The following is a 19721-nucleotide window of genomic DNA, read 5'->3' on the forward strand; positions in this document are numbered from 1 at the left end:
TTACCCTATCTCCTTCTTTTTGTTCTATATCCTTTAAAATGTTCTGGATAATGTCCTTTGAGTTGATTGTACCTCCCTTTTTTAAAGGGACTTCTACCTTTTCCAACACCATGAAAATGGGGCCCTCTACCTCGTTTATCATGTTTATGAAGTACCACATATTTTTTATGACTTCCTCTTCCAACTCTACCAAAAGAATATACAGTTCTATGCTCACTACTACCATCGTATACTTTTTTATGCGTTTTAAATTGAGAAGAAGTAGGTATTCCGGCAGCCCGTTTAGCAGCCCTGAATGAAGCCCTCCTGCTCATTTGTTGGGTAGCTTTATAAACCCGACTAGCACCCTTAAATATCTTCCCAGGCCCAAAGTTAGAAGCAGCTGCCCAAGCAGCACCTTTCCATCCTTTACCTGATTTATATGCCTTATACCCATCATAGGCTGCAAATCCAGCATTAACCACAAGCCAAACCCAATGCCCATCCGGATCAACATTCATCACCGGGTTATTATTTCCGTAAGCATATCCATTCTGATCCAATGAATCTCCGTCGCTGCCCGGGTCTGGGTCGAGCGATAGGAACACGCCGTTTCTTGGCTCGTAGTAGCGGGCCATGAGATAGTACAGACCGGTTTCTTCGTCGTATTGGTAGCCTGCGTAGCGGTAGCGGTTGTCTTTCACTTCGTCGCTTGCTTCGGTTTTTGTTGGGTTTCCCCATGCGTCGTACTGATATTTGGCAACAGTTTTTCCAGAGCTGTCTGAGATCGCGATGACGTCGCCGTGAGCGTTGTAGTGATAGAAATATTTCTTGCCATTTTCTGTGTAGGATAACAGCTGGCCGCTGTCTCCGTACGTGTATGATTTTGTGACTTTGTTGTCCGCGTCTGTTTCATACAAGACGTTCAAGCTGTCTCCATCGTAGAAGTAGTTCGTGACGTTTCCGTTGACGGTTTTTTGGATTCTGTTTCCTTTTTCGTCATACTTATATGTTGCGAATGGCTTGTCTTCACCTTTTTTTGTAACGGCGGTCAGGTTATCCTCTGCATCCCACGTATATGTGAATTTGCCGTCGGATGTGCGGTTGCCGTTTTTATCGTAAGAGATGCTTTCATCATTGACTTTTGTCAGCTGGTTCATGATGTTGAAGGAAGCGTTCACCGTTTTGCTTGAACCGTCTTTTACAGTTGTAACGGTTTTCCGGTTGCCGAATCCGTCATATGTGTATTCAATGACAGTTCCGTCTTCATGGGTTTCCTTGATAAGCTGATTCAGCTTTCCATACTCATATTTCACCTTGCCGCTTGCTGAGCTGTTTATCGTGGTGCGGTTGCCGTTGGCGTCGTATTCATAGCTTTCCGTCAGAATGCTGCCGCCGTTTTTGTCACCGATATGCAGCGAGCTTACTAGGTTTCTTTCGTCATATGAAAAACTTGTTCCGCCGCCGTTGCCCGTAATAAAGGTTTGGACGTTGCCATTTTCGTCATAATCAAATGAATAGGAAGATGTGCTGTCTTTCATCTCAACCATTTGATCCAGTTTGTTATACGTAAATTGATTCGTTCCTTTTTGGTCCCCATGAGTCCACGAGAAGGTTTTCAGCTTATCGGAATCACTAGGATATGTCCAAGTTTGGCTGCCGCCGCGGTCTGTCAGTTCGGTTAAGCGGTTTTTGTTGTCAAATGTCCGTTTCTTTGTGGTGTTCTGCTCTTGATTGACGACCGACGTTTCATTTCCATTTTTGTCATACGTAAAATTGTATTTTTCTGTACCGTTATACGATTTTGATTTCACCCGGTCTGTTCCATCATAAGAAAGAGACACTTCGTTGCCATTCGGTGAAATGGTTTTGGTCAGGTTGCTGTTGGCATCATATTCACTTGCTAGCACATTGCCGAGAGGGTCAGTTGTTTTGACAAGCTTGCCCATGACATCATATTCGTATTGATAGGTTTGATCTGCTCCCGCCCGGATGGTTTTGCTTACCTCATTGCCTTCCTTATCATAGCTGTGAAGGATAGACGTACCGTTGGAGAGCGTCATGTTTGTCAATTGGTCTGCCTGATCATACGTATAGGTTGTTTTTTCACCTTTTGCATCCGTTTCAGACGTTTTCTTACCCGTTTCATCGTAATCAGTTGAAGTAGAGTATCCTAGTTCATCTTCTTCCTTGGTCACATAGTTTCCATTGCTGTCATACGTGCTTTTTGTTAGAAGGCTTCCTTCAATCAGACGGATATCATCAAACCACGCTGTTCCTGTCGCGCTCTTTTGGAACAGAATGCTGATATCGACTTTATTGATCGGCTTTGTTTTTGGTATAACGACAGCTGCCCGGTTCCATTCCTGTGTTCCAGAAGGGAATTTGGCATTGTATACACCTGTGCTGCCGTCCGCGTAAGTGACATTAGCCTGCAGAGAATAGTCTTTTTCATCTGAAAATTTGACGCTGCTGGCTTTCGACATTCCTGTCAGTGTGAGATAAACCGGTTTGTCGTTTGCGTTTTGCCCTAAGACAACGGTTTGTTTTGTTACTGATCCGGCTTGGGACGCACTGGTTCGGGCAGCTTTTAATGATACATCATCATTAAAGCCTTCTTCAGAATCAACGGATGCCCCGCTTACGCTCCAGTTTTCCGTTGCTGATGTGAAACTGCTGTTTTGAACTGGGTTATAGCTTGACGATACTTCGCCTTTTTCCAGCTGGACTTCATCAAACCATGCTTTTCCTTTGCCGTCTTTATCTCTATGATCGACTTCCATATATACAACGGCTTTTCCTGCATTCGCAGGAGTCGTAAAAGTGATTTGCCGTTTTGTCCAGTCATTTTTTCCGGCTAATGCACTGTATTCATTGTGAATCCATTGAATTCGTTTTTGATCTTTGTCTCGCAAATCAATGTTAAAGTAGGCTCTTGATTTCGCTAGATCTGTTTTGATTTTCCCGCTTAATGTATAGGTAGTATTCGGCTCCAGTTCCACTGTTTGTGTCGCTGACGAATACCCGAGTTCTGTTCCGGCAGACGTTGATTGGCTCAAGACTTCCAAAGCCTTTGATCCGGAAAGAACCCCGCTTTTATCGGCGATGACTGAGATTTTGCCGCTGTCTCTAGATGCGGTCAGATTCCAGCCGGATTTTTGTGCTTCAAAGCTTCCATCTTTCAAGATATTAGTTGAAGCTGATAAATCTTTGCTGGATTGAATCTGGTTTCCATATTTATCATAAACAGCTGCTGAAGATGATTTTCCGCTCTGATCGGTTTCGGATACATCATCCAGTCCATCATAGGCAATATCCGTGACATTCCCCTCGGTATCCTTCATCTTTGTGACGTCGTTGTTTTTGTTGTATTCGTATGTCTCAGTTCCATATGCGTCTTTAACGGATGTAACGTTGCCATCTTTGTCATATTGATAGCTTTCCGTTGCTTTTCCGGTTCCGACGTCGTTTGGATCTACATCTTCTACGACATTATTGCCTTCATATTTTGTATTTGTTGTAATTTTTAGCCCTTCCGCATCATCAATAACCTGAATGGGATTTCCCGCTTCATTATAGCCGTACTGTACTTTCCGGCCATTCGGCTGTGTCATGAGAAGCGTCTTTTTATCAGCATCATAGCTATAGACATATGTTTCTTTCTTAGCGTTGATCGCTTTTTCGAGACGGTGTCCGCTATACTGATATTCAGTAAAGACAGGCTTTGCTTCGGTGCTGTTGGCTGAATATTGTTTGACAAGACGCCCTTCCGCATCATAGTCAAAGCTTGTGACAGTCCCGTCTGTATCCGTGACTTTTTTCAGCAAATCACTCTCATATGAGTAGGTGACTTTCTTATTCTTAGGTCCGGTGATGGAGGTCACATGGCCATTTTCATCATATGTGAATGTGAGCTTGCGGCCTGATGCGTCTGTAATGGCTGTCAGTTGATTTTTGTCATTGTAAGTATAGACAGTTGCATTGTTGTGGCCATCCACTATCTTTTGAAGCTTGCCGCCTTTTTTATTGAAATAAGCGTTGGTTTGATCCTTTGTTTTTAATATGAACTGATCAGCTGTTTCTGTTAATTCAAGATAGACACCGGTCGGCGGCTGATATGTGCCATCGGCTTTTTTAGTAAATCGATGTGTCGTAGCGTCTTCATCAATATACATTGCCCCGCCGCCCGTCGAGATGACAGATGTTTCTGCATCAGCATACCAGCCTTGTCCAAATAAGTGGTCGGAGCTGTCAAGACTGTTGTAGGTTCTCGATAAGCCAAGTCCCGGTCCGCGCCCGTCAATTGACAGATCTTCTTCATTCACAATGACATTTCCTGTCGCACCATTTAACTGGCCGCTTGGGATATCAATGATAGACCAGTATTCTTCTGTTCCAAGGAATTCTGCGCCTTCATGGAACGTTGGGTTAAAGGGTGCTGTCGGGATCGTTTCACCATTCGCATCATAGGCGGAAAGAGTGAAGGAATAATTCTTCTTCCCTTTGTAATTTCCATTTGCATTGTTATAGACAGGTGACGGGTCAAGTGCCAATTCACGGCCTTTTCCGTCTGTATGCAGCTTGTAGCTTCCGGCTTTTATTTCCTCAGAAGTCGGCCAAATGTTTTTATTTTGGGTTGTCCAATGATCCACGTCACCAACATCATAGGACTGATATTCTTTGCCGTTATAGATATTAATTTTATAGCCTTTCGCTTTTTGAACCTTTTCCCATATCAAATTCACATAACCGGTTTGGCTTGATTTTGTGTTTGTATACACATAACCGGATAAGTTCTTTGGTTTAGCGATATCAGGAAGTGTCGGGTTGGCAGCCGGTGATGCAATGGCTTCGCCGTCTTTGTTATAGGCAATGATTTTAAATGAGTAATTTTTTTTGGCTGCATCCCCACCCGCGTTTTTATAGGTTGGTCCGGGATTGATCGGCAGCTCTGCTCCGTTTCCGTCCTTTAGGTGAAGAGCATATTTTCCCGCTTTGATTTCTGCACTTGTCGGCCAGATCTTTTTCCCCTTGGTGGTCCAAGACGTCTGATTTCCCAGATCAAGTGTCTCAAAGCCTTTCCCATTCAATACCTGAACTTTATAGCCGGTGGCTCCTGATACAGCTTTCCAAGAAAGATCTAAGTATCCTGTGGCATTCCCATTATTATAGCCCTTGGTTGACGGTGCTTGTGCTTTTCCTACATTAGGGATAACAGGCTTTGCCGGTGCGGACATCGCTCCTTCTCCCTGATCAAAGATCGCGCTGACGCCGATCCAATAGTTTTTACTTGTGGCATAGCTTCCGCCGGAGTTCTTATACACTGGAGATGGATCTAGCGCTAATTCAGTTCCGCCTTTTCCATCAAGATGAAGCTTGTACTTACCGGATGAAATTTCTGCACTTGTCGGCCAAATATTTTTCCCTTTTGTGCTCCAGGATGTCGTGTTGCCGACTGAGATCGCTTGATATTCTTTCCCATTATAAATCCATACCTTATAGCCTTTTGCACCCTCGGCCTTTTTCCAGCTGATATTGAAAAAACCGGTGCCGTTCCCGTTATTGTATGCCTTAACAGCAGGTGTGCTAGCCTTCGGGATGGTGTATGTCACTTCAATATAAGGCTTATTGTTTGAGTTCGCTGAGGAAATTAGTTTTTTCCAATATTCCTTACCGTTTCCGTTTGCATGAAGCTTAAATCCATAATTGGCCCCGCCGGAGTTCCATGACTTTACAGCGGCGGTCACATCGTAACTCGCCCACTGTCCTTTATGGACGTCGGCTTTTCCGATATTTTTAGATGCCGGTTTGGTGTTCCATGTTACTTTTGCATGATCATAATTGCTGTTGACTGTATCCAGCCAAAGACCAGTTGCCTTTGTTCCATAATAGGAATGGGCTACGTATGTTTTTAATGTAGCTTTGCTGACTGTCATATTTTGAATCGGTTTTAAATTGTTAAATTTCATAAACGCATAATTGGTGCCTGTTGTTTTGTCGTAATAACCCGTTTTCAGCACATAGGCCTTCAGATTAGCATCCCATTTCTGCGAAGATGCCGAATAGTTGGTCGTCGGGTAGGCACTCATGACAAACGTATCTGATGAAACAGATAAAGACGTTGACGGGTCGATAGACACTGGATACACGCGTTCAGGGTCTTTCAGCCAGTTCTCGTCTGCCGTGAGATGAAGCAAATACCCTTCTTTATTCTTTTCCAGCTTATAGGTGACTTTTTCTGAACGCCCCACCTCGCCGGAAAGTTCATCCAGCTTTGAATCAGTCATAAAAGGTTTAGGCACAGAAAAAACAACTTTTCCTTTTTCATCAGAAAAATCTATTGATCCATCCTCTTGTTCTTTTGCCTGCAAATCGGTTTTCACCTGAAATGTAAATGTGTTGTATCCATCATACTGATGAAGGACTAAATCTTCTTTTATGTTTTCGTTGAATGTGAAAGTCTGAAGATCAATGTTCGGAAAAACATCCGGATAAACAATCTCATTACCATCAGTCTTATAGTCTGCTGGAGTATCTTTCGGAGTAAGTGAAGTTTTATTTGGACCTTTTGCTTCTACAAGTGAATATGTAAGCTTGTGATCATTGTGCTCAAAAGTCGCATAAAGTCCGTTCTTCATTTGTTTTTGAAAATCTGAATTCAAAACAGCATTTTCAGTTTCAACTTGTTTGCTTGTCGTTTCTTTTAATTCAGGAGAAATCTCCTCCCAGTCTGCATTCGATGTTTCTTTTGTATGAATAGGATCAAGGTATACTTCCTGTTTATAAACACCGTCTCCTTCATAATAAAGCTTTGTGTTTTCCGTTCTTTCTGAGGTGATTTCTCCCTCTTTGTTTATATCCTTCTCATTAAATGGTACAGCTTTCTCTGTTTGATCATTCAGAAGGGTTTCTTCCGGATCAGCAGTTGCGACACGATTTCCGGACTCTTCTTCTGAAGTTTTTGCCAATACATCTACTGGCAATAATGAAATCATTAGCGCCAACACTAAACATACGGCAATGAATCTCTTAACGTTCCGCCTCTTTCTTTTTTTCATTTCCTCTCTCCTTTTGTAATAAAAGTAATATTTACTCAACAATGTTAACGTCACTGAAATATTATTACAATATTTTTCTAGAAAATTTATCTTATTTTAAGATTTAAACAGAGCAAAAAGACCTAAAAAACCAAAAAAAGGCCCTTTAAGGCCTTTACACTTTTTTCTATCATGATTGAAATTGTTCTAAATCCTTTTCTTCAGCAGCTGCATCCGCCTTCCCCTGCCTCCTGACAAGCGTCAAAGCCATACCCGCAAAGATCATTGCAATGCCGAGTGTCTGAAAAAGATCCGGGCGAAATCCCGTAAACACGGTATCGAGCACGATCGCGACAGCGGGGTCGAGGAAGACAATGACCGAAATAAATTTCGTTGATAAAAATCGCAAACTGTCAAAAAACAGCAAATACACAATACCTGTATGAATAATACCAGTGGAGACGACCATGATCCAGTTTCCCTGAGACAGGTTTGCAAAAGCGCCGAAGTGAATAAACGGAATCAGGATGATCACCCCTAAACCGGTTTGCAGGAAGGTGGTCGTGTAAGGGCTGAGGTTTTGAATGCCTTTTCCCAATAAAGTGGTGAACGCATAAAACAGTGCGGCGAGAACGGCCCAAATGATTCCTGATCCCATCAGCTGTGTCAATGAAGTGCTGCCGTTAATCCCGGAAATCAGCGCCGTTCCAAGAAAGCAGATGATAATGGAGCTGACGGAGATCACATTTAATTTTTCTCTATAGATAATACTCCCCAGGAGAAGAACAAGCACAGGTGCAAGGTGGTATACAGAGATGGCAATTGTAACTGACGTTTCTTCAAAAGACTTAAATAAGAAGACCCAGTTGAATACCAGAAAGAAACCGCAAGCTAAAGTTTGCAGGACTTCCCGCTTGCTCCATTTTTCAGTTTTATGCTGACCGGACGCCAGCCAGCAAAAGCTTAAAAATAGCGTCGCGCAAAGGCAGCGGACAAAGACCAATTCAAATGACTGCAAATTGGTATGCTCTGAGAAAAAGCCGATGGAACCGAAAATCACCATAGAAATGACCATTTTCAGCACGGCTGCTGATTTTTGTTTTTGTAATATGAGATTTTGCTGCATCAAATGACCCCCAGTATAGCTATCTATAGATATTAGATAAAATCCTCTTTTTTACATATTGATACTATTATAAAGGAAGCTGTTTCATAAATCACCCAGAGTTATCTTACGAATCTATACATAAAAAAAGCGCCTTGCGGGCGCTTTTTTCTTCTTATCTATCGAACAATTAATACAGGACAAGTTGATAATTGAGACACTTTATGGATGACGCTTCCAAGCATCATTTCTTTCAGGCCGCTGATGCCCCGGCTTCCGACCACGATCAGGCTGACGCCTTTCTCTTTTGCATGATTTAGTATTTCATGTGCCGGCTCGCCATTCGCGTAAATGATTTCAGCTTGAACACCGCTTTCGGCTGCTTTTTCTTTTGCGCTCTCTAGGATCTTCAGGCCTTCTTTTTTAACTTCGTTCCTGATCTCATCAAGAAAATGTTCAGGTACATAGACAATCCCAGTCAGAGAAGAAGTCGCTACGACGGCTTCTCTCCCCACATGAAGGATGCTTAGTTCTGCCTGCTGTTCTTTTGCCAGATGCACTGCGGCATCAAGGGCTTTTGCACTCATTTCTGACCCGTCAATCGCAACTAACATTTTGTTAAACATACGCTTCCCGCCTTTCGGACTGTGGGTGGTTCATCTTTCTCTTTTATTGTCCGCCTGCTGTCTGTTATTGTCAATTGCGGTGTATGTTTTTTCATAAAGTTGTCAGAGACTTTCTCCGTTTGTGGCAATGACCTGCTGATACCAGCCGAAGCTTTTTTTCTTGATGCGATTCAATGTTCCGTTCCCCTCATTGTCTCGATCAACATAAATGTAGCCATAGCGTTTTTTCATTTCGGCAGTGGACGCGCTGACAAGGTCAATCGGTCCCCATGATGTGTATCCGATCAGCTCAACGCCGTCAGCAATCGCTTCACGCGCTTCCATTAAGTGGCCCCGCAGATAGTCAATTCTGTAATCATCGCGAATAGAGCCGTCCTCCTCAACTTTGTCTGCCGCGCCAAGGCCGTTTTCCACGATAAACAGCGGCTTCTGATAGCGCTCGTATAACGTGTTGAGCGTGATGCGCAAGCCTTTCGGGTCAATCTGCCAGCCCCATTCTGATGATTTGAGATAAGGGTTTTTCACGCCGTCCAGCAGATTGCCTCCTGATTTCGCAAGATCTTCAGGATCGGTGCTCGCCGCCATGGACATGTAGTAGCTGAATCCGATGTAATCGACCGTATGTTTTTTCAACAATTCCTCATCGCCTTCAGCCATTTCAATTTCAATATTGTTTTCTGCCAGATAGCGTTTCATATATCCCGGGTACGATCCTCTTGCCTGCACATCTGAGAAGAAAAGTGTTTTGCGCTCATTCTCCATTGCCGCGAAGACATCCTCTGGCTTAGAGGTCATCGGATAGGTTGTTGTCGCGGCGATCATACAGCCAATTTTCGAGTCGGGAATGATCTCATGCCCCGCTTTGACGGCAAGGGCGCTGGCGACAAACTGGTGATGTGCAGCCTGGTACATCGCGTTCAATTGATGTTCTCCTTCTTCAAAAACAAGACCCCCGCCTGTAAACGGCGCATGGAGGACCACATTAATTTCGTTGAATGTCATCCAGTACTTCACTTTGTGCTGATAGCGTTTGAAAACAGTTCTGGCATAGCGTTCATAAAACTCTATGACTTTGCGGTTCTTCCAGCCGCCATAATGTTTCACAAGACCGAGCGGCATTTCATAATGAGAGATGGTCACGACTGGCTCAATATGATGCTTTAACAGCTCATCAAACAGGTCGTCATAAAATTGGAGGCCTTCTTCATTTGGCTCCTTTTCATCGCCATTCGGAAAAATTCTTGTCCACGCAATCGAAGTGCGGAACGCTTTGAAACCCATTTCTGCAAATAAGGCAATATCCTCTTTATAACGATGATAAAAATCAATTCCGATATGATACAGATTTAAAGAAGTCATCGATTCATCAAATGGAGACATGATGCCGTTCGGTGATACATCAGCTGTCGAAAGTCCCTTGCCGCCCTCGTTATAAGCGCCCTCAACTTGGTTGGCAGCAACCGCGCCGCCCCATAAAAATCCTTCTGGAAATCGTTTTGCATTTGCACTCATTACAGTTCACCTCATCAGTTTATTTTTTAAGATAAAGCAAGCAGCGCTTCTTTTGTTTGTACCCTGCCGATTTCTTTTACCGGCGAAAATGAATATTGGTCTGTGTTAGTGACGATAACTGGAGTGATCACGTCATATCCAGCTGCTATAATCTGTTCCAGATCAAAGGAAACGAGCGGATCTCCAGGCGTGACCTTGTCGCCTTCTTTGACATGAGCCGTGAACCATTGGCCCTCCAGTTTGACAGTGTCCAATCCAATGTGTATGAGGATTTCAGCTCCCTGATCACTCGTAATGCCAATAGCGTGCTTTGTTTTAAAAATGGTGGTAACGCTTCCATACACAGGTGAAACCACTTCTCCTTCTTCCGGCTCAATAGCAAATCCTTTTCCCATAATGCCGGCAGAAAACACTCCGTCATTGACTTCGCTTAATGCTTTCACTTCCCCTTTAATCGGACTGTGAATGATTTCTCCGCTGCCCTGATGACCATTTGTCACAGAAGGCTGATCACTTTCAGACGGTATATCCTCGAATCCAATAAGATAAGCTGCCGCTGTTCCCGCAACAAACGCAATCACAAGACCAATTATCGCGTAGATAAACGTTGGGCCGATAAAGACCGGGATACTCGGCAGCCCTGCATTGCCTCCGACAATATAGGAAGCAACACCCGTCACGCCGTAAAATGCGCCGCCAGCCGCACCGCCAAGCAAAGCGGCCGCAAACGGTTTTTTCAATCGCATATTCACGCCGTACATCGCGGGTTCTGTAATCCCCATCAGCGCCGTCACACTTGTGGTAAGCGCAAGCGATTTAAATTTCTTGTTTCTGGAGCGAAGAAAAACCGCAAAAGATGCGCCGGCCTGTCCCATATTCGCCAAAAACATGGCGGGCAGCAAATAATCATGGCCGTTTTGCGCGATGTTGTTAATCATAATCGGCACCAATGCATAATGCATGCCCGTCATAATGATCAAAGAGAACGTTCCCGCAAGCAAAATCATCGCCACAAGCCCGGCATGATCAAATAAATAGTTTACGCCGACAGACAAGTATTCTCCTAAAATAGCACCCAGCGGACCAACTGTAATCAGTGTCAGCGGCACGACAATCAACAATGTCAGAGTCGGAACGACAATCAATTTGAGAGAAGAATGCGTGATTCGGTCAATCCACTTTTCCACATACGATGCGATCCAAATCGCCAGCAAAATCGGGATGACCGTTGATGAATAAGTGGCAGTGGTTACAGGAAGCCCGATAAAGGAAATGCTTTTCCCTGAACTGAGCAGCGCCGTCAAATTCGGATGCAGAATCGCTGCTGCAATCGCCGCCGCTACATACGGATTGCTTCCAAACTTTCTCGCCGCACTCATCGCAAGCAGGAGCGGAAGAAAGTAGAACGCACCGTCACCAACAGCTGACAGAATGACATGGACCTGGCTCTTCTCCGCCATCCAGCCGAATGTGACCGCTAACGCAACGAGCCCTTTGATCATACCTGCACCAGCAATCGCGGGCAGGATCGGTGTAAACACACCAGAAATCACATCAAAAACCGCACTCAGCACATTCTTTTTCTGAGAAGATGAACCAGCGCTCTTTTCATCACTGAGGCTGCTGTTTTGCAAAATCGCCTGATACACCTTCGGCACATCATTTCCGATGATAATTTGAAACTGCTCGCCGCTGATATTGGTGCCCATCACACCCGGCAGCTGCTCCAATTGACTCCGATCCGCTTTCGAATTGTCATAAAGATTAAAACGCAGTCTCGTCATGCAGTGAATCACGCGCTGAACGTTTTCTTCACCACCTACGAGTTGTAATATGTCTCTCGATAATTTATCATAATCCATGTGTATACCTCCTTTTTTTGGGGGAACCAGCTGGATGAAAGGTGTCCGCCTTTCTCCAGCTTTTTTTGTATTTAATGCTGCATCACCTCCAAAATGAGAATAAAAAAAACCTAAATGACACAGATTGCGAGAGTCTCCTCCTGCACCTGCACCATTTAGGTTTTGCCTGCTTTAGCAGTAACAATCCTGACGGGTTGATGTATTTGTTTGTAGGTATACTTTAGCACTAGAATTATGCAAATGTCAACGCTTTCATTTTTGGTTTTTGACTAAGAGCAACACTTTTTAAGAACTATTTTTGTTTACAATGGTAAGCCATTTTTTATATTTTGTTTTTCTCTTACTAAAAAGTATAGAAACGAATTGTATAATCTAATTATATTTTTTTCATAGGGATATAAAAGCGGGTTACATCCGTTATTAGAAGTCTGTCAGAGACTAGTTCTAATAAAGCATCTGCTTTTTCTTCAGTTTGTTCCCACGCCAATTCAAGGATATTCTCATCTTTAATATTAAGATTATTCCCTAGATAATTAACCGCATAATTTGCAACTTCTTGTGAAGAAATTAACTTAAACTGCCTACCAATAAACAATGTAATCCAGTTACATTCAAATTCATTTTTCTTGATTATCTCAACTGTATACATCCTTCTATCTCTTCCATTCTGGTTTATTTCATCTGATACTTTTCCACCTCTTTAACGTATTATTAAAATTAGGAGCTGATTCTACAATAGGAAAAGCTTATTCCACTCCACATCACTGTGTGAGAATAAGCTTTAAAAAGTTATCATTGACTTTTAAGCATTGTTGCATAAACAATTCTATAACAAATTATTAAGAATGAACCTTCTCTAGAAAGTCTTCAAGTATTTTCTTTACTGGAGCACTTGCTTTTGGCAACTTATCATTTATTCGCTGAAGTATGGATGGATCGTTCAATATCATTTGTTTACTCTCGGGTGTCACAAAGCTTCTTAGAGAATCTATGCATACCTCAAATAGCTCTTCATTATCAATACTAAGTAGTGATAGTAATATTGAAAACTCATGTGAACTTCCGTTATTATCCATACAGTATGCCAGTTTTTTTTGCCATTCCAAAGGTTTAGTAAGTGCTTCGTTTTTTAATTTTCCCCAATCATCTGCTCTAAAATCTGACAATATATCACTTGCAATTATACAACCATCATCGTACCATGAGTCCTCAGTTGTTTCAGCAGATAAAAGATTATCCAATTCTCTATACATTTTTTATCACCTTTCAATTTACATCTCAAAAACCTGATGGACGAGGCGCATTTACCTTTCCTGTTGGGTAACCACTAGTTACATCGTCACCATTTTTGATAACGTCTATTTCCACTCCATTTTTTGATGCTCTATGCCAAGTTGATCTATCCCTCAACCTTGTAGATATAGGTGGTGTATTTCCAACCTCTATAATACTCTTAAGAATCTGATCATCATTCCATGATTCCGGAAATAATGTACTCTTTTTAATTTTAGAAATATTACCATCTACAAATTGCTTAGTAAACATAACATTTTTCGTCCCATCTGCATTAGTAGATAGTACTTCCACTGCGAAATTATCATTAGCGTTGTTTATACTTGAGGAATGTCCACCTATTAAAATATTTTTTGGAACTTTACGTTGTCCTTCCAATATTTTCGCTTCCATATCTGAGCTAATAACCGTCTTTGAAGATACCAATTTCCTACCTTCACTCGCACCCTTTGAAGCAACCTTATTAACTTCACCCTTACTTTCCTTCTCCGCAATATGTTTAGCCACATCTGTAACAACACGCTTCCCGCCTCGGACCGCCAATTTTTTAACAGCACCCTGAGGGCTTACCCACTCAATAAATTCATATTGAGTTCCGGCAAGAAACGAATCAAGTGGCTTAGCTCCGCCTACTTTATCCTCTGGAATGTAAGACACTTCTTCTAGCCGCTTTTTCCCTCCAGCGTAGAATTCTCTCACAATTTGGCCATTTTCATATACAAAATATTTGCCGCCGACATAGTCAATGCTTGCAGTATCACTTTCTAGCTCGTCAATCACTTGAATCGTATCTATCTTTTTTAATCCTTTATGATTATATAGTTTATCATTTATTACCCGTATGTCTCCATAGACTTTCGGGTGGGCTGCTGCTTCTTTCTGCAGTACCGTCAAGTTACTGTCATCACCATAAATCTCACGCTCAATCTTCTGTTGTTTGCCATCCTTCATCACGGTATCAACGTTGGACTGCTTATGTTTCTCCAACTTCTTCAACATCATCTCCATCGGTGATTCATCCGGCTGTTTCATTTGCGGATTGATGGCGCCGAAGGTTTGGTTGATGTTTTCTTCTTCCTGAGATTTCAAGATAGAGCCGGTTTTGTATCCTGTGATTTCAATTTTCGGACCGGTGTACATGGTTTCGAGCTGGTCTATATATTTTTTCATCGTTTGAAAATCTGATTTTGCCGTTTCTAGTGCTTGAGTTTGCTGGCCGTCAAATTGAAAGAGCTTATTCAGGGTGTCTGAAATCAGTCGCTCAGCCTGTTCTGTTTCCATCCGGAAAAAGGAGTCATTGACTGTCGGCAGGCTGACGATGTGGTCGATAGCTGATGTCTGGCGATTGACTGCGTCAGTGAGCTGTTCTGTCACTTCTCGTGCATGCTTGACCCCGTGTCTCGCGTCGTGTGAGAGAAAAGCCTCTGCGATCATGCCGTGGGAGTCAGATTCTACAGAGGCAATCGCATGCTGTGTTTGTTTCAGCACTTTTTTGTATTCGTCGATAAACATGCCGAAGAAAAGGAGAAAGGGCTTGTGGCACTCCTCGTAAAAGGTCCGGATGGCATTTCCGCCTTTTCCTTTTAGCGCATCCTCCATGCCTGCCAAGTGCTCAACGCTTTTTTCCAGCTTCTCCAGCTGCTGTTTTTGCTTGTCCAGTTTCTCAATCGTATGCTGAATGCCCTCGTGAAGAGCGTGGACATCTAATGTTTTCAATCCCTTGTCCTCCTGCGCTTTATTTCATGGAAGATGATATGTTTTCGTCCGTTTCCTTCATGGCGTTTACCGCGCTTTCCGTTTGTGCGATATGCTTGGCCAGAACGGACGCATATGCTTCAGTGAGCTCTTTGATGTCCTCATTTAATTGCTCGATGGACTTTACAACATTCAAATGGTTTCTGCCTGAGAGATGGCCGGGCACGGAGGACTTGAGTTCAGCTGAATGCTTGAGCTGAGAAAGCCCTTGCTTCACTGTGCCATACACCATTTTAATTTCCTGGGCCATTTGTGTTCACCTCACTTTTTATGTTTTTCCTTCTCTATTTCATGCTCTATTCTTATGATTTGGCGTCTGATGGAATATACATCGCCCTCTAATGAATGGATTTTTCCTTCTATGCTTTCGATGATTCCGCTGACCTGTTCGCTTTTGATTTGACGATATGCTTTGTTCATTCCTTCACGAATATCTTCAAACCGCTCCGCATGTGTTCCTCTCCATGCCTCTCGGTTAAGGTGAGGCCGATGAATGAGATGCTGGGCCTCAGAAAATTCGTGTTTGATTTGCCTGATTTCGTGCAGCACTCGTTTTAACTGATGGATCTGTTCCTGTTTTTCATGTAAGTCGGCTTTTACCGAATGTAACAACATTTCACTATGCATGCCGCAACACCTCGTGTTTCTATCAAACTGTGTCAATTCTTTACAATACAGACTATTTTCATATTACATGATGGATCATATTGGATAAATAGGTAAAAAGGATTGTCTTACAGAGAATATAGATAAGTATATTTATCTATTATCCTTTTCATTTCACTTTCTGGCGAGTGAAATTCTACTTGCACAGGGCTATAAGTGCAGGCACAATTATCCTCATTTGATTCGCAATGCCATTTGCAAATCCCTGTTACCTATAGTCAATAATAATGATAAAATTAGGATATCTATCTAAATATGGGGAGCAAAAAATGACAAAAAACAGTGGTTTTCATGAAGAATTGCAAGAAAAAAACAAGCTTTATCCCGCAGAACATCAATTTCAACCTGTTTTACCAAAAGAATATACAGAAATTTTAACTTTACATATATCTAAACAATTTGGCGAGAAAATCCAAACGCTTGTTCAACATGGACAATATCATCAGGCGGTTGAATTAACCCAAAAAATATCTTCTGATCTTGGTAATGATACTGCCTTTACAATTCCACTTTCTACAGTTCTTTATCATTTAAATGACATGGATCTTCCTGTATCGGAGCATTTTTCACTATCACGGTTGAATCTGCTCGGAAACCATAGAGCGGATGATAATTTCTTTAAAACATTAAAGAATGAAATGTTAACTGCTGATCGTGTGGATTTTATGGTCAGTTTTACAAGGTGGTCTGGTGTCCAACTTCTTATTCCACCATTACAAGAGCTCAATAAACGTAATGTGCCAGTACGTATTATCACATCAACATATATGGGAATTACTGAACCTAAAGCACTTAAACAACTCATGCAATTTCAAAATGTCGACTTGAGAATTGTAAATGATTACCGTCAATCTTTTCATACAAAAGCTTACTTATTTGAACGTCTTTCAGGGCAACATAGTGTCATTATTGGATCATCAAATCTTTCGCAATCCGCTCTGACCACTGGGTATGAGCTAAATGCGAGAATACCTGATACAAAATATCTTCCTATTTTTCAACAAACAAAAGATGTCTTTAATAAAGTATGGCTCGAAAAAACACAACCGGTCGATGACCAGTTCTTAAAAGCTTATGAAGAATTTCAAGCAGCTAACCACAAAATGAGCGCGTCTCTCGTCTCTCAAAACTCTCTTTATCAAACAAAAATAAAACCTAATGCCATGCAAGAAATAGCTCTTAAAAACCTCAAGAAAACGAGAGAGCAAGGTGAGGAAAAGGCTGTTATTATCGCTGCAACTGGTACAGGAAAAACATTTCTTGCAGCATTTGATTTTTCCGAATATCAACCAAAAAAATATCTTTTTATCGCTCATCGTGAGGAGTTACTAACTAAAGCTATTGAAACATTTGAAAAAGTCACAAATGACCATGATAACTTTGGATTGTTAACTGGATCGAAAAAAGAATGGAATAAAAGGTTTTTATTTAGCACAGTTCAAACCTTGCATAAAGAAGAAACATTAAAACGGTTTGCACCAAATGAATTTGATTACATTGTCATTGATGAATTTCATCATGCAGAAGCCTCTACCTATCAATCAGTGTTGAATTACTTTAAACCTGAATTCTTATTAGGTTTAACTGCAACTCCAGAACGTTTAGACGGTAAAGATGTGCTTGAGATCTGCAATCATAATGTTGTCTATGAAATCCGCCTTCGAGATGCGTTAGAAGCTGAATTGCTCGCCCCATTTCATTACTTTGGTATTCCGGATCATACTGTTGATTACGATAAAGTAAAAATAACAAACGGGGTCTATGATGAACGCTCCCTGGTCAACCACTTGAAAAACCATGAGCGAGTCGATTATGTAATAAAGATGATAAATATGTACGGTTTCCACGGAGAAAAAATGTGTGGGTTGGGCTTCTGTACTAACGTTGAACATGCCCAATATATGAGCCAAGAATTTAATCAATTAGGATTCCATACAACCTATTTAACAGGGCAGGATTCCTCAGGACAACGTCAGAAAGTGATTAGAGAACTTGAAGATCCGCATCATAGTTTAGAACTGATTTTCACAGTAGATATTTTTAATGAAGGCATTGATATACCAAAATTAAACTTACTGCTTTTTTTGAGACCGACTGAATCACCAACCATATTTATTCAACAGTTAGGAAGAGGATTAAGAAAGACTGATGATAAAGAGTTTGTAACGGTACTTGATTTTATAGGAAACTATCAAAAATCATTTGTCATACCGCTAGCCCTCTCTGGACAAACAAGTCAAAAATCGTTTGATAAAGATTCGTTGCGAGTTGCAGTTACTCATGAGTTTGCAGACTTACCTGGTGGGTCTTATGTAGATCTTTCATCTGTAACGAAGAAAGAGATTTTACATAAAATAGATAGTATTAAACTAAATTCAGCTGCCATGCTAAAAACATTATACGATCAATTTAAACGAGATATTGGGCGTTCCCCAGAGCTACTTGATTTTCTTTATTCAGATCAAGCTCCAGGGCTTACCTTTTTTATAAAAAAATATAAGTCTTGGGTCGAAACGAAAAGAAAAATGGATGACCTTCATTCTTTGGATAAAGAAGTATTAAATGATTCGTTAGTTTTAAGAATGGTATCCTGGTTAGAGCAACAGTTTCCGATTAAGTGGCCTTATGATTTATTAGTGTTACAAAGTGGATTTAATATACAAAAAATCACTGTAGATGATGTGAAAAAGTCTTTAGAAGATACATTTCATTTACAAATCAAAAACACTAGTATACACGACAACTTGATTAAACGATCTATGGAGCGTTTAGCCACATCACATAAGAAACAACAATGGAGTTTTGGTATAGTGAAGGAAAATACGTTCATACTACAATCAGATATTATCGAACGTTTATGCCATCCTCAGTTTGGTCCTTATATTAAGGAGCGTATCCAATATGGTTTAACTGAATTTAGACGTATGAATAATTTAGAAGCACTTTTATCAAGTGAACTACAACTCACTTTGTATCAAACATATACTAGAAATGAACTCATACATTTATTTCAATCAACTGATCAAGAGGGAACGTGGCGAGAAGGTGTAAGGAGAGTTAACAATAACTACTTAATTTTTATTACATTAAATAAATCTGAAAAAGTTGAGGACCATTTGTTATATAAAGATTACTTTATGGATCCCTATCATTTTCATTGGCAAAGTCAAAATCAAACATCACATGATTCTACTGTAGGTCAGAATTTTATTAACCATAGACAAAGAGAATATAAAATACATCTATTCGTACGTAAATTTAACGAAATGCATGACATCACCTTACCTTTTATTTATCTAGGTAAAGTAGATTACGTATCAAGCAATGGGGACAAACCTATGAATATAATATGGAAGCTCCATCAGCCTGTCCCAGAAAACTTGTATGTTGATTTAATTAACTAGTGCATTTACAGTTGGAAGATCAGCAGGTGCCCATTCAAGTGACTCAAGTTCACTCACGGGCACCCATCTGAGTTCTGCATGTTCTTTAGCAACAGGTTCACCCTCAACAATTTTTGCTTGAATAGAAATCAAATTAACAATGACTTTCTCATATTCGTGATGAATGTCAGCGATAATTTCACCTGCTTCAATTTTACAACCAAGCTCCTCATGAATTTCTCTGACAAGAGCTTCTCGTGCATTCTCTCCCTCTTCAAGTTTCCCTCCTGGGAATTCCCATAGATTGGCCAAAGACATGGTTGGCGAACGAAGTGCACATAATATCATATCTTTATCGTTTTTAATCACTGCTGCTGCAACTTTTATTATCCTCACAAGGTAAACTCCCATCATAATTTATTTAAATCCTGCAAATTTAATTTTTACAATTAAATACTTAGGAACTTCTTAAGTCTTATCTTTAAAAGTATAATTGCTCTGCA

Annotated in this window: 12 protein-coding genes; 1 reads left to right on the forward strand and 11 read right to left on the reverse strand. The window is 41.2% G+C overall.

What is annotated here, in order from left to right; all coding sequences use genetic code 11:
* Positions 1-5 precede the first annotated feature (5 nt).
* From P3L57_RS19660 to P3L57_RS19705, 10 genes are all read right to left on the reverse strand, one after another.
* A complete protein-coding gene (locus P3L57_RS19660; RefSeq protein WP_277617463.1) occupies positions 6-7037 on the reverse strand; it encodes a DNRLRE domain-containing protein in 7032 nt (2343 codons plus the stop codon).
* Between the two features lie 169 nt (positions 7038-7206).
* A complete protein-coding gene (locus P3L57_RS19665; protein WP_069486712.1) occupies positions 7207-8142 on the reverse strand; it encodes a DMT family transporter in 936 nt (311 codons plus the stop codon).
* A gap of 158 nt (positions 8143-8300) precedes the next feature.
* Positions 8301-8747 carry a universal stress protein gene (locus tag P3L57_RS19670; RefSeq protein WP_277617464.1) on the reverse strand — a complete coding sequence of 149 codons (447 nt, stop codon included), beginning with the start codon at positions 8745-8747 and terminating at the stop codon, positions 8301-8303.
* 102 nt (positions 8748-8849) lie between these two features.
* Positions 8850-10259 (reverse strand): aryl-phospho-beta-d-glucosidase, encoded by a 1410-nt coding sequence (gene bglH / locus P3L57_RS19675; RefSeq protein WP_069486711.1) that lies wholly within the window; start codon positions 10257-10259, stop codon positions 8850-8852.
* 26 nt (positions 10260-10285) lie between these two features.
* On the reverse strand, positions 10286-12121 hold the full coding sequence (locus tag P3L57_RS19680; protein ID WP_069486710.1) for a beta-glucoside-specific PTS transporter subunit IIABC: 1836 nt from the start codon (positions 12119-12121) through the stop codon (positions 10286-10288).
* A 376-nt stretch (positions 12122-12497) separates the two neighbouring features.
* Entirely contained in the window at positions 12498-12770 is a 273-nt protein-coding gene (locus tag P3L57_RS19685) for a DUF2247 family protein (RefSeq protein ID WP_059292206.1), read from the reverse strand.
* Between the two features lie 190 nt (positions 12771-12960).
* Positions 12961-13374 carry a hypothetical protein gene (locus P3L57_RS19690; RefSeq protein ID WP_015483915.1) on the reverse strand — a complete coding sequence of 138 codons (414 nt, stop codon included), beginning with the start codon at positions 13372-13374 and terminating at the stop codon, positions 12961-12963.
* A 25-nt stretch (positions 13375-13399) separates the two neighbouring features.
* Complete coding sequence (locus P3L57_RS19695) at positions 13400-15130, reverse strand: T7SS effector LXG polymorphic toxin (protein ID WP_059292205.1); 1731 nt, start codon at positions 15128-15130, stop codon at positions 13400-13402.
* A 19-nt stretch (positions 15131-15149) separates the two neighbouring features.
* Positions 15150-15419, reverse strand: a complete 270-nt coding sequence (locus P3L57_RS19700; protein ID WP_059335250.1) for a YwqI/YxiC family protein — start codon at positions 15417-15419, stop codon at positions 15150-15152.
* 11 nt (positions 15420-15430) lie between these two features.
* A complete protein-coding gene (locus P3L57_RS19705; protein ID WP_069486709.1) occupies positions 15431-15796 on the reverse strand; it encodes a YwqH-like family protein in 366 nt (121 codons plus the stop codon).
* 308 nt (positions 15797-16104) lie between these two features.
* On the opposite strand from P3L57_RS19705, the gene P3L57_RS19710 reads away from it, so the two are divergent.
* Entirely contained in the window at positions 16105-19239 is a 3135-nt protein-coding gene (locus tag P3L57_RS19710; RefSeq protein ID WP_069486708.1) for a DUF3427 domain-containing protein, read from the forward strand.
* Here the strand turns inward: P3L57_RS19710 and P3L57_RS19715 are convergent.
* Positions 19228-19614 (reverse strand): (deoxy)nucleoside triphosphate pyrophosphohydrolase, encoded by a 387-nt coding sequence (locus tag P3L57_RS19715; RefSeq protein ID WP_369810949.1) that lies wholly within the window; start codon positions 19612-19614, stop codon positions 19228-19230. The genes P3L57_RS19710 and P3L57_RS19715 overlap by 12 nt on opposite strands.
* Positions 19615-19721: the final 107 nt, after the last annotated feature.

Source organism: Bacillus sp. B28, assembly GCF_029536185.1.
Classification (GTDB): domain Bacteria; phylum Bacillota; class Bacilli; order Bacillales; family Bacillaceae; genus Bacillus; species Bacillus halotolerans.

What these genes read in the sequence shown, in the direction of transcription:
- P3L57_RS19660 (WP_277617463.1), bottom strand. Translation starts at nt 7,037, where the DNA reads ATGAAAAAAAGAAAGAGGCGGAACGTTAAGAGATTCATTGCCGTATGT.
- P3L57_RS19665 (WP_069486712.1), bottom strand. Translation starts at nt 8,142, where the DNA reads ATGCAGCAAAATCTCATATTACAAAAACAAAAATCAGCAGCCGTGCTG.
- P3L57_RS19670 (WP_277617464.1), bottom strand. Translation starts at nt 8,747, where the DNA reads ATGTTTAACAAAATGTTAGTTGCGATTGACGGGTCAGAAATGAGTGCA.
- bglH (WP_069486711.1), bottom strand. Translation starts at nt 10,259, where the DNA reads ATGAGTGCAAATGCAAAACGATTTCCAGAAGGATTTTTATGGGGCGGC.
- P3L57_RS19680 (WP_069486710.1), bottom strand. Translation starts at nt 12,121, where the DNA reads ATGGATTATGATAAATTATCGAGAGACATATTACAACTCGTAGGTGGT.
- P3L57_RS19685 (WP_059292206.1), bottom strand. Translation starts at nt 12,770, where the DNA reads ATGTATACAGTTGAGATAATCAAGAAAAATGAATTTGAATGTAACTGG.
- P3L57_RS19690 (WP_015483915.1), bottom strand. Translation starts at nt 13,374, where the DNA reads ATGTATAGAGAATTGGATAATCTTTTATCTGCTGAAACAACTGAGGAC.
- P3L57_RS19700 (WP_059335250.1), bottom strand. Translation starts at nt 15,419, where the DNA reads ATGGCCCAGGAAATTAAAATGGTGTATGGCACAGTGAAGCAAGGGCTT.
- P3L57_RS19705 (WP_069486709.1), bottom strand. Translation starts at nt 15,796, where the DNA reads ATGCATAGTGAAATGTTGTTACATTCGGTAAAAGCCGACTTACATGAA.
- P3L57_RS19710 (WP_069486708.1), top strand. Translation starts at nt 16,105, where the DNA reads ATGACAAAAAACAGTGGTTTTCATGAAGAATTGCAAGAAAAAAACAAG.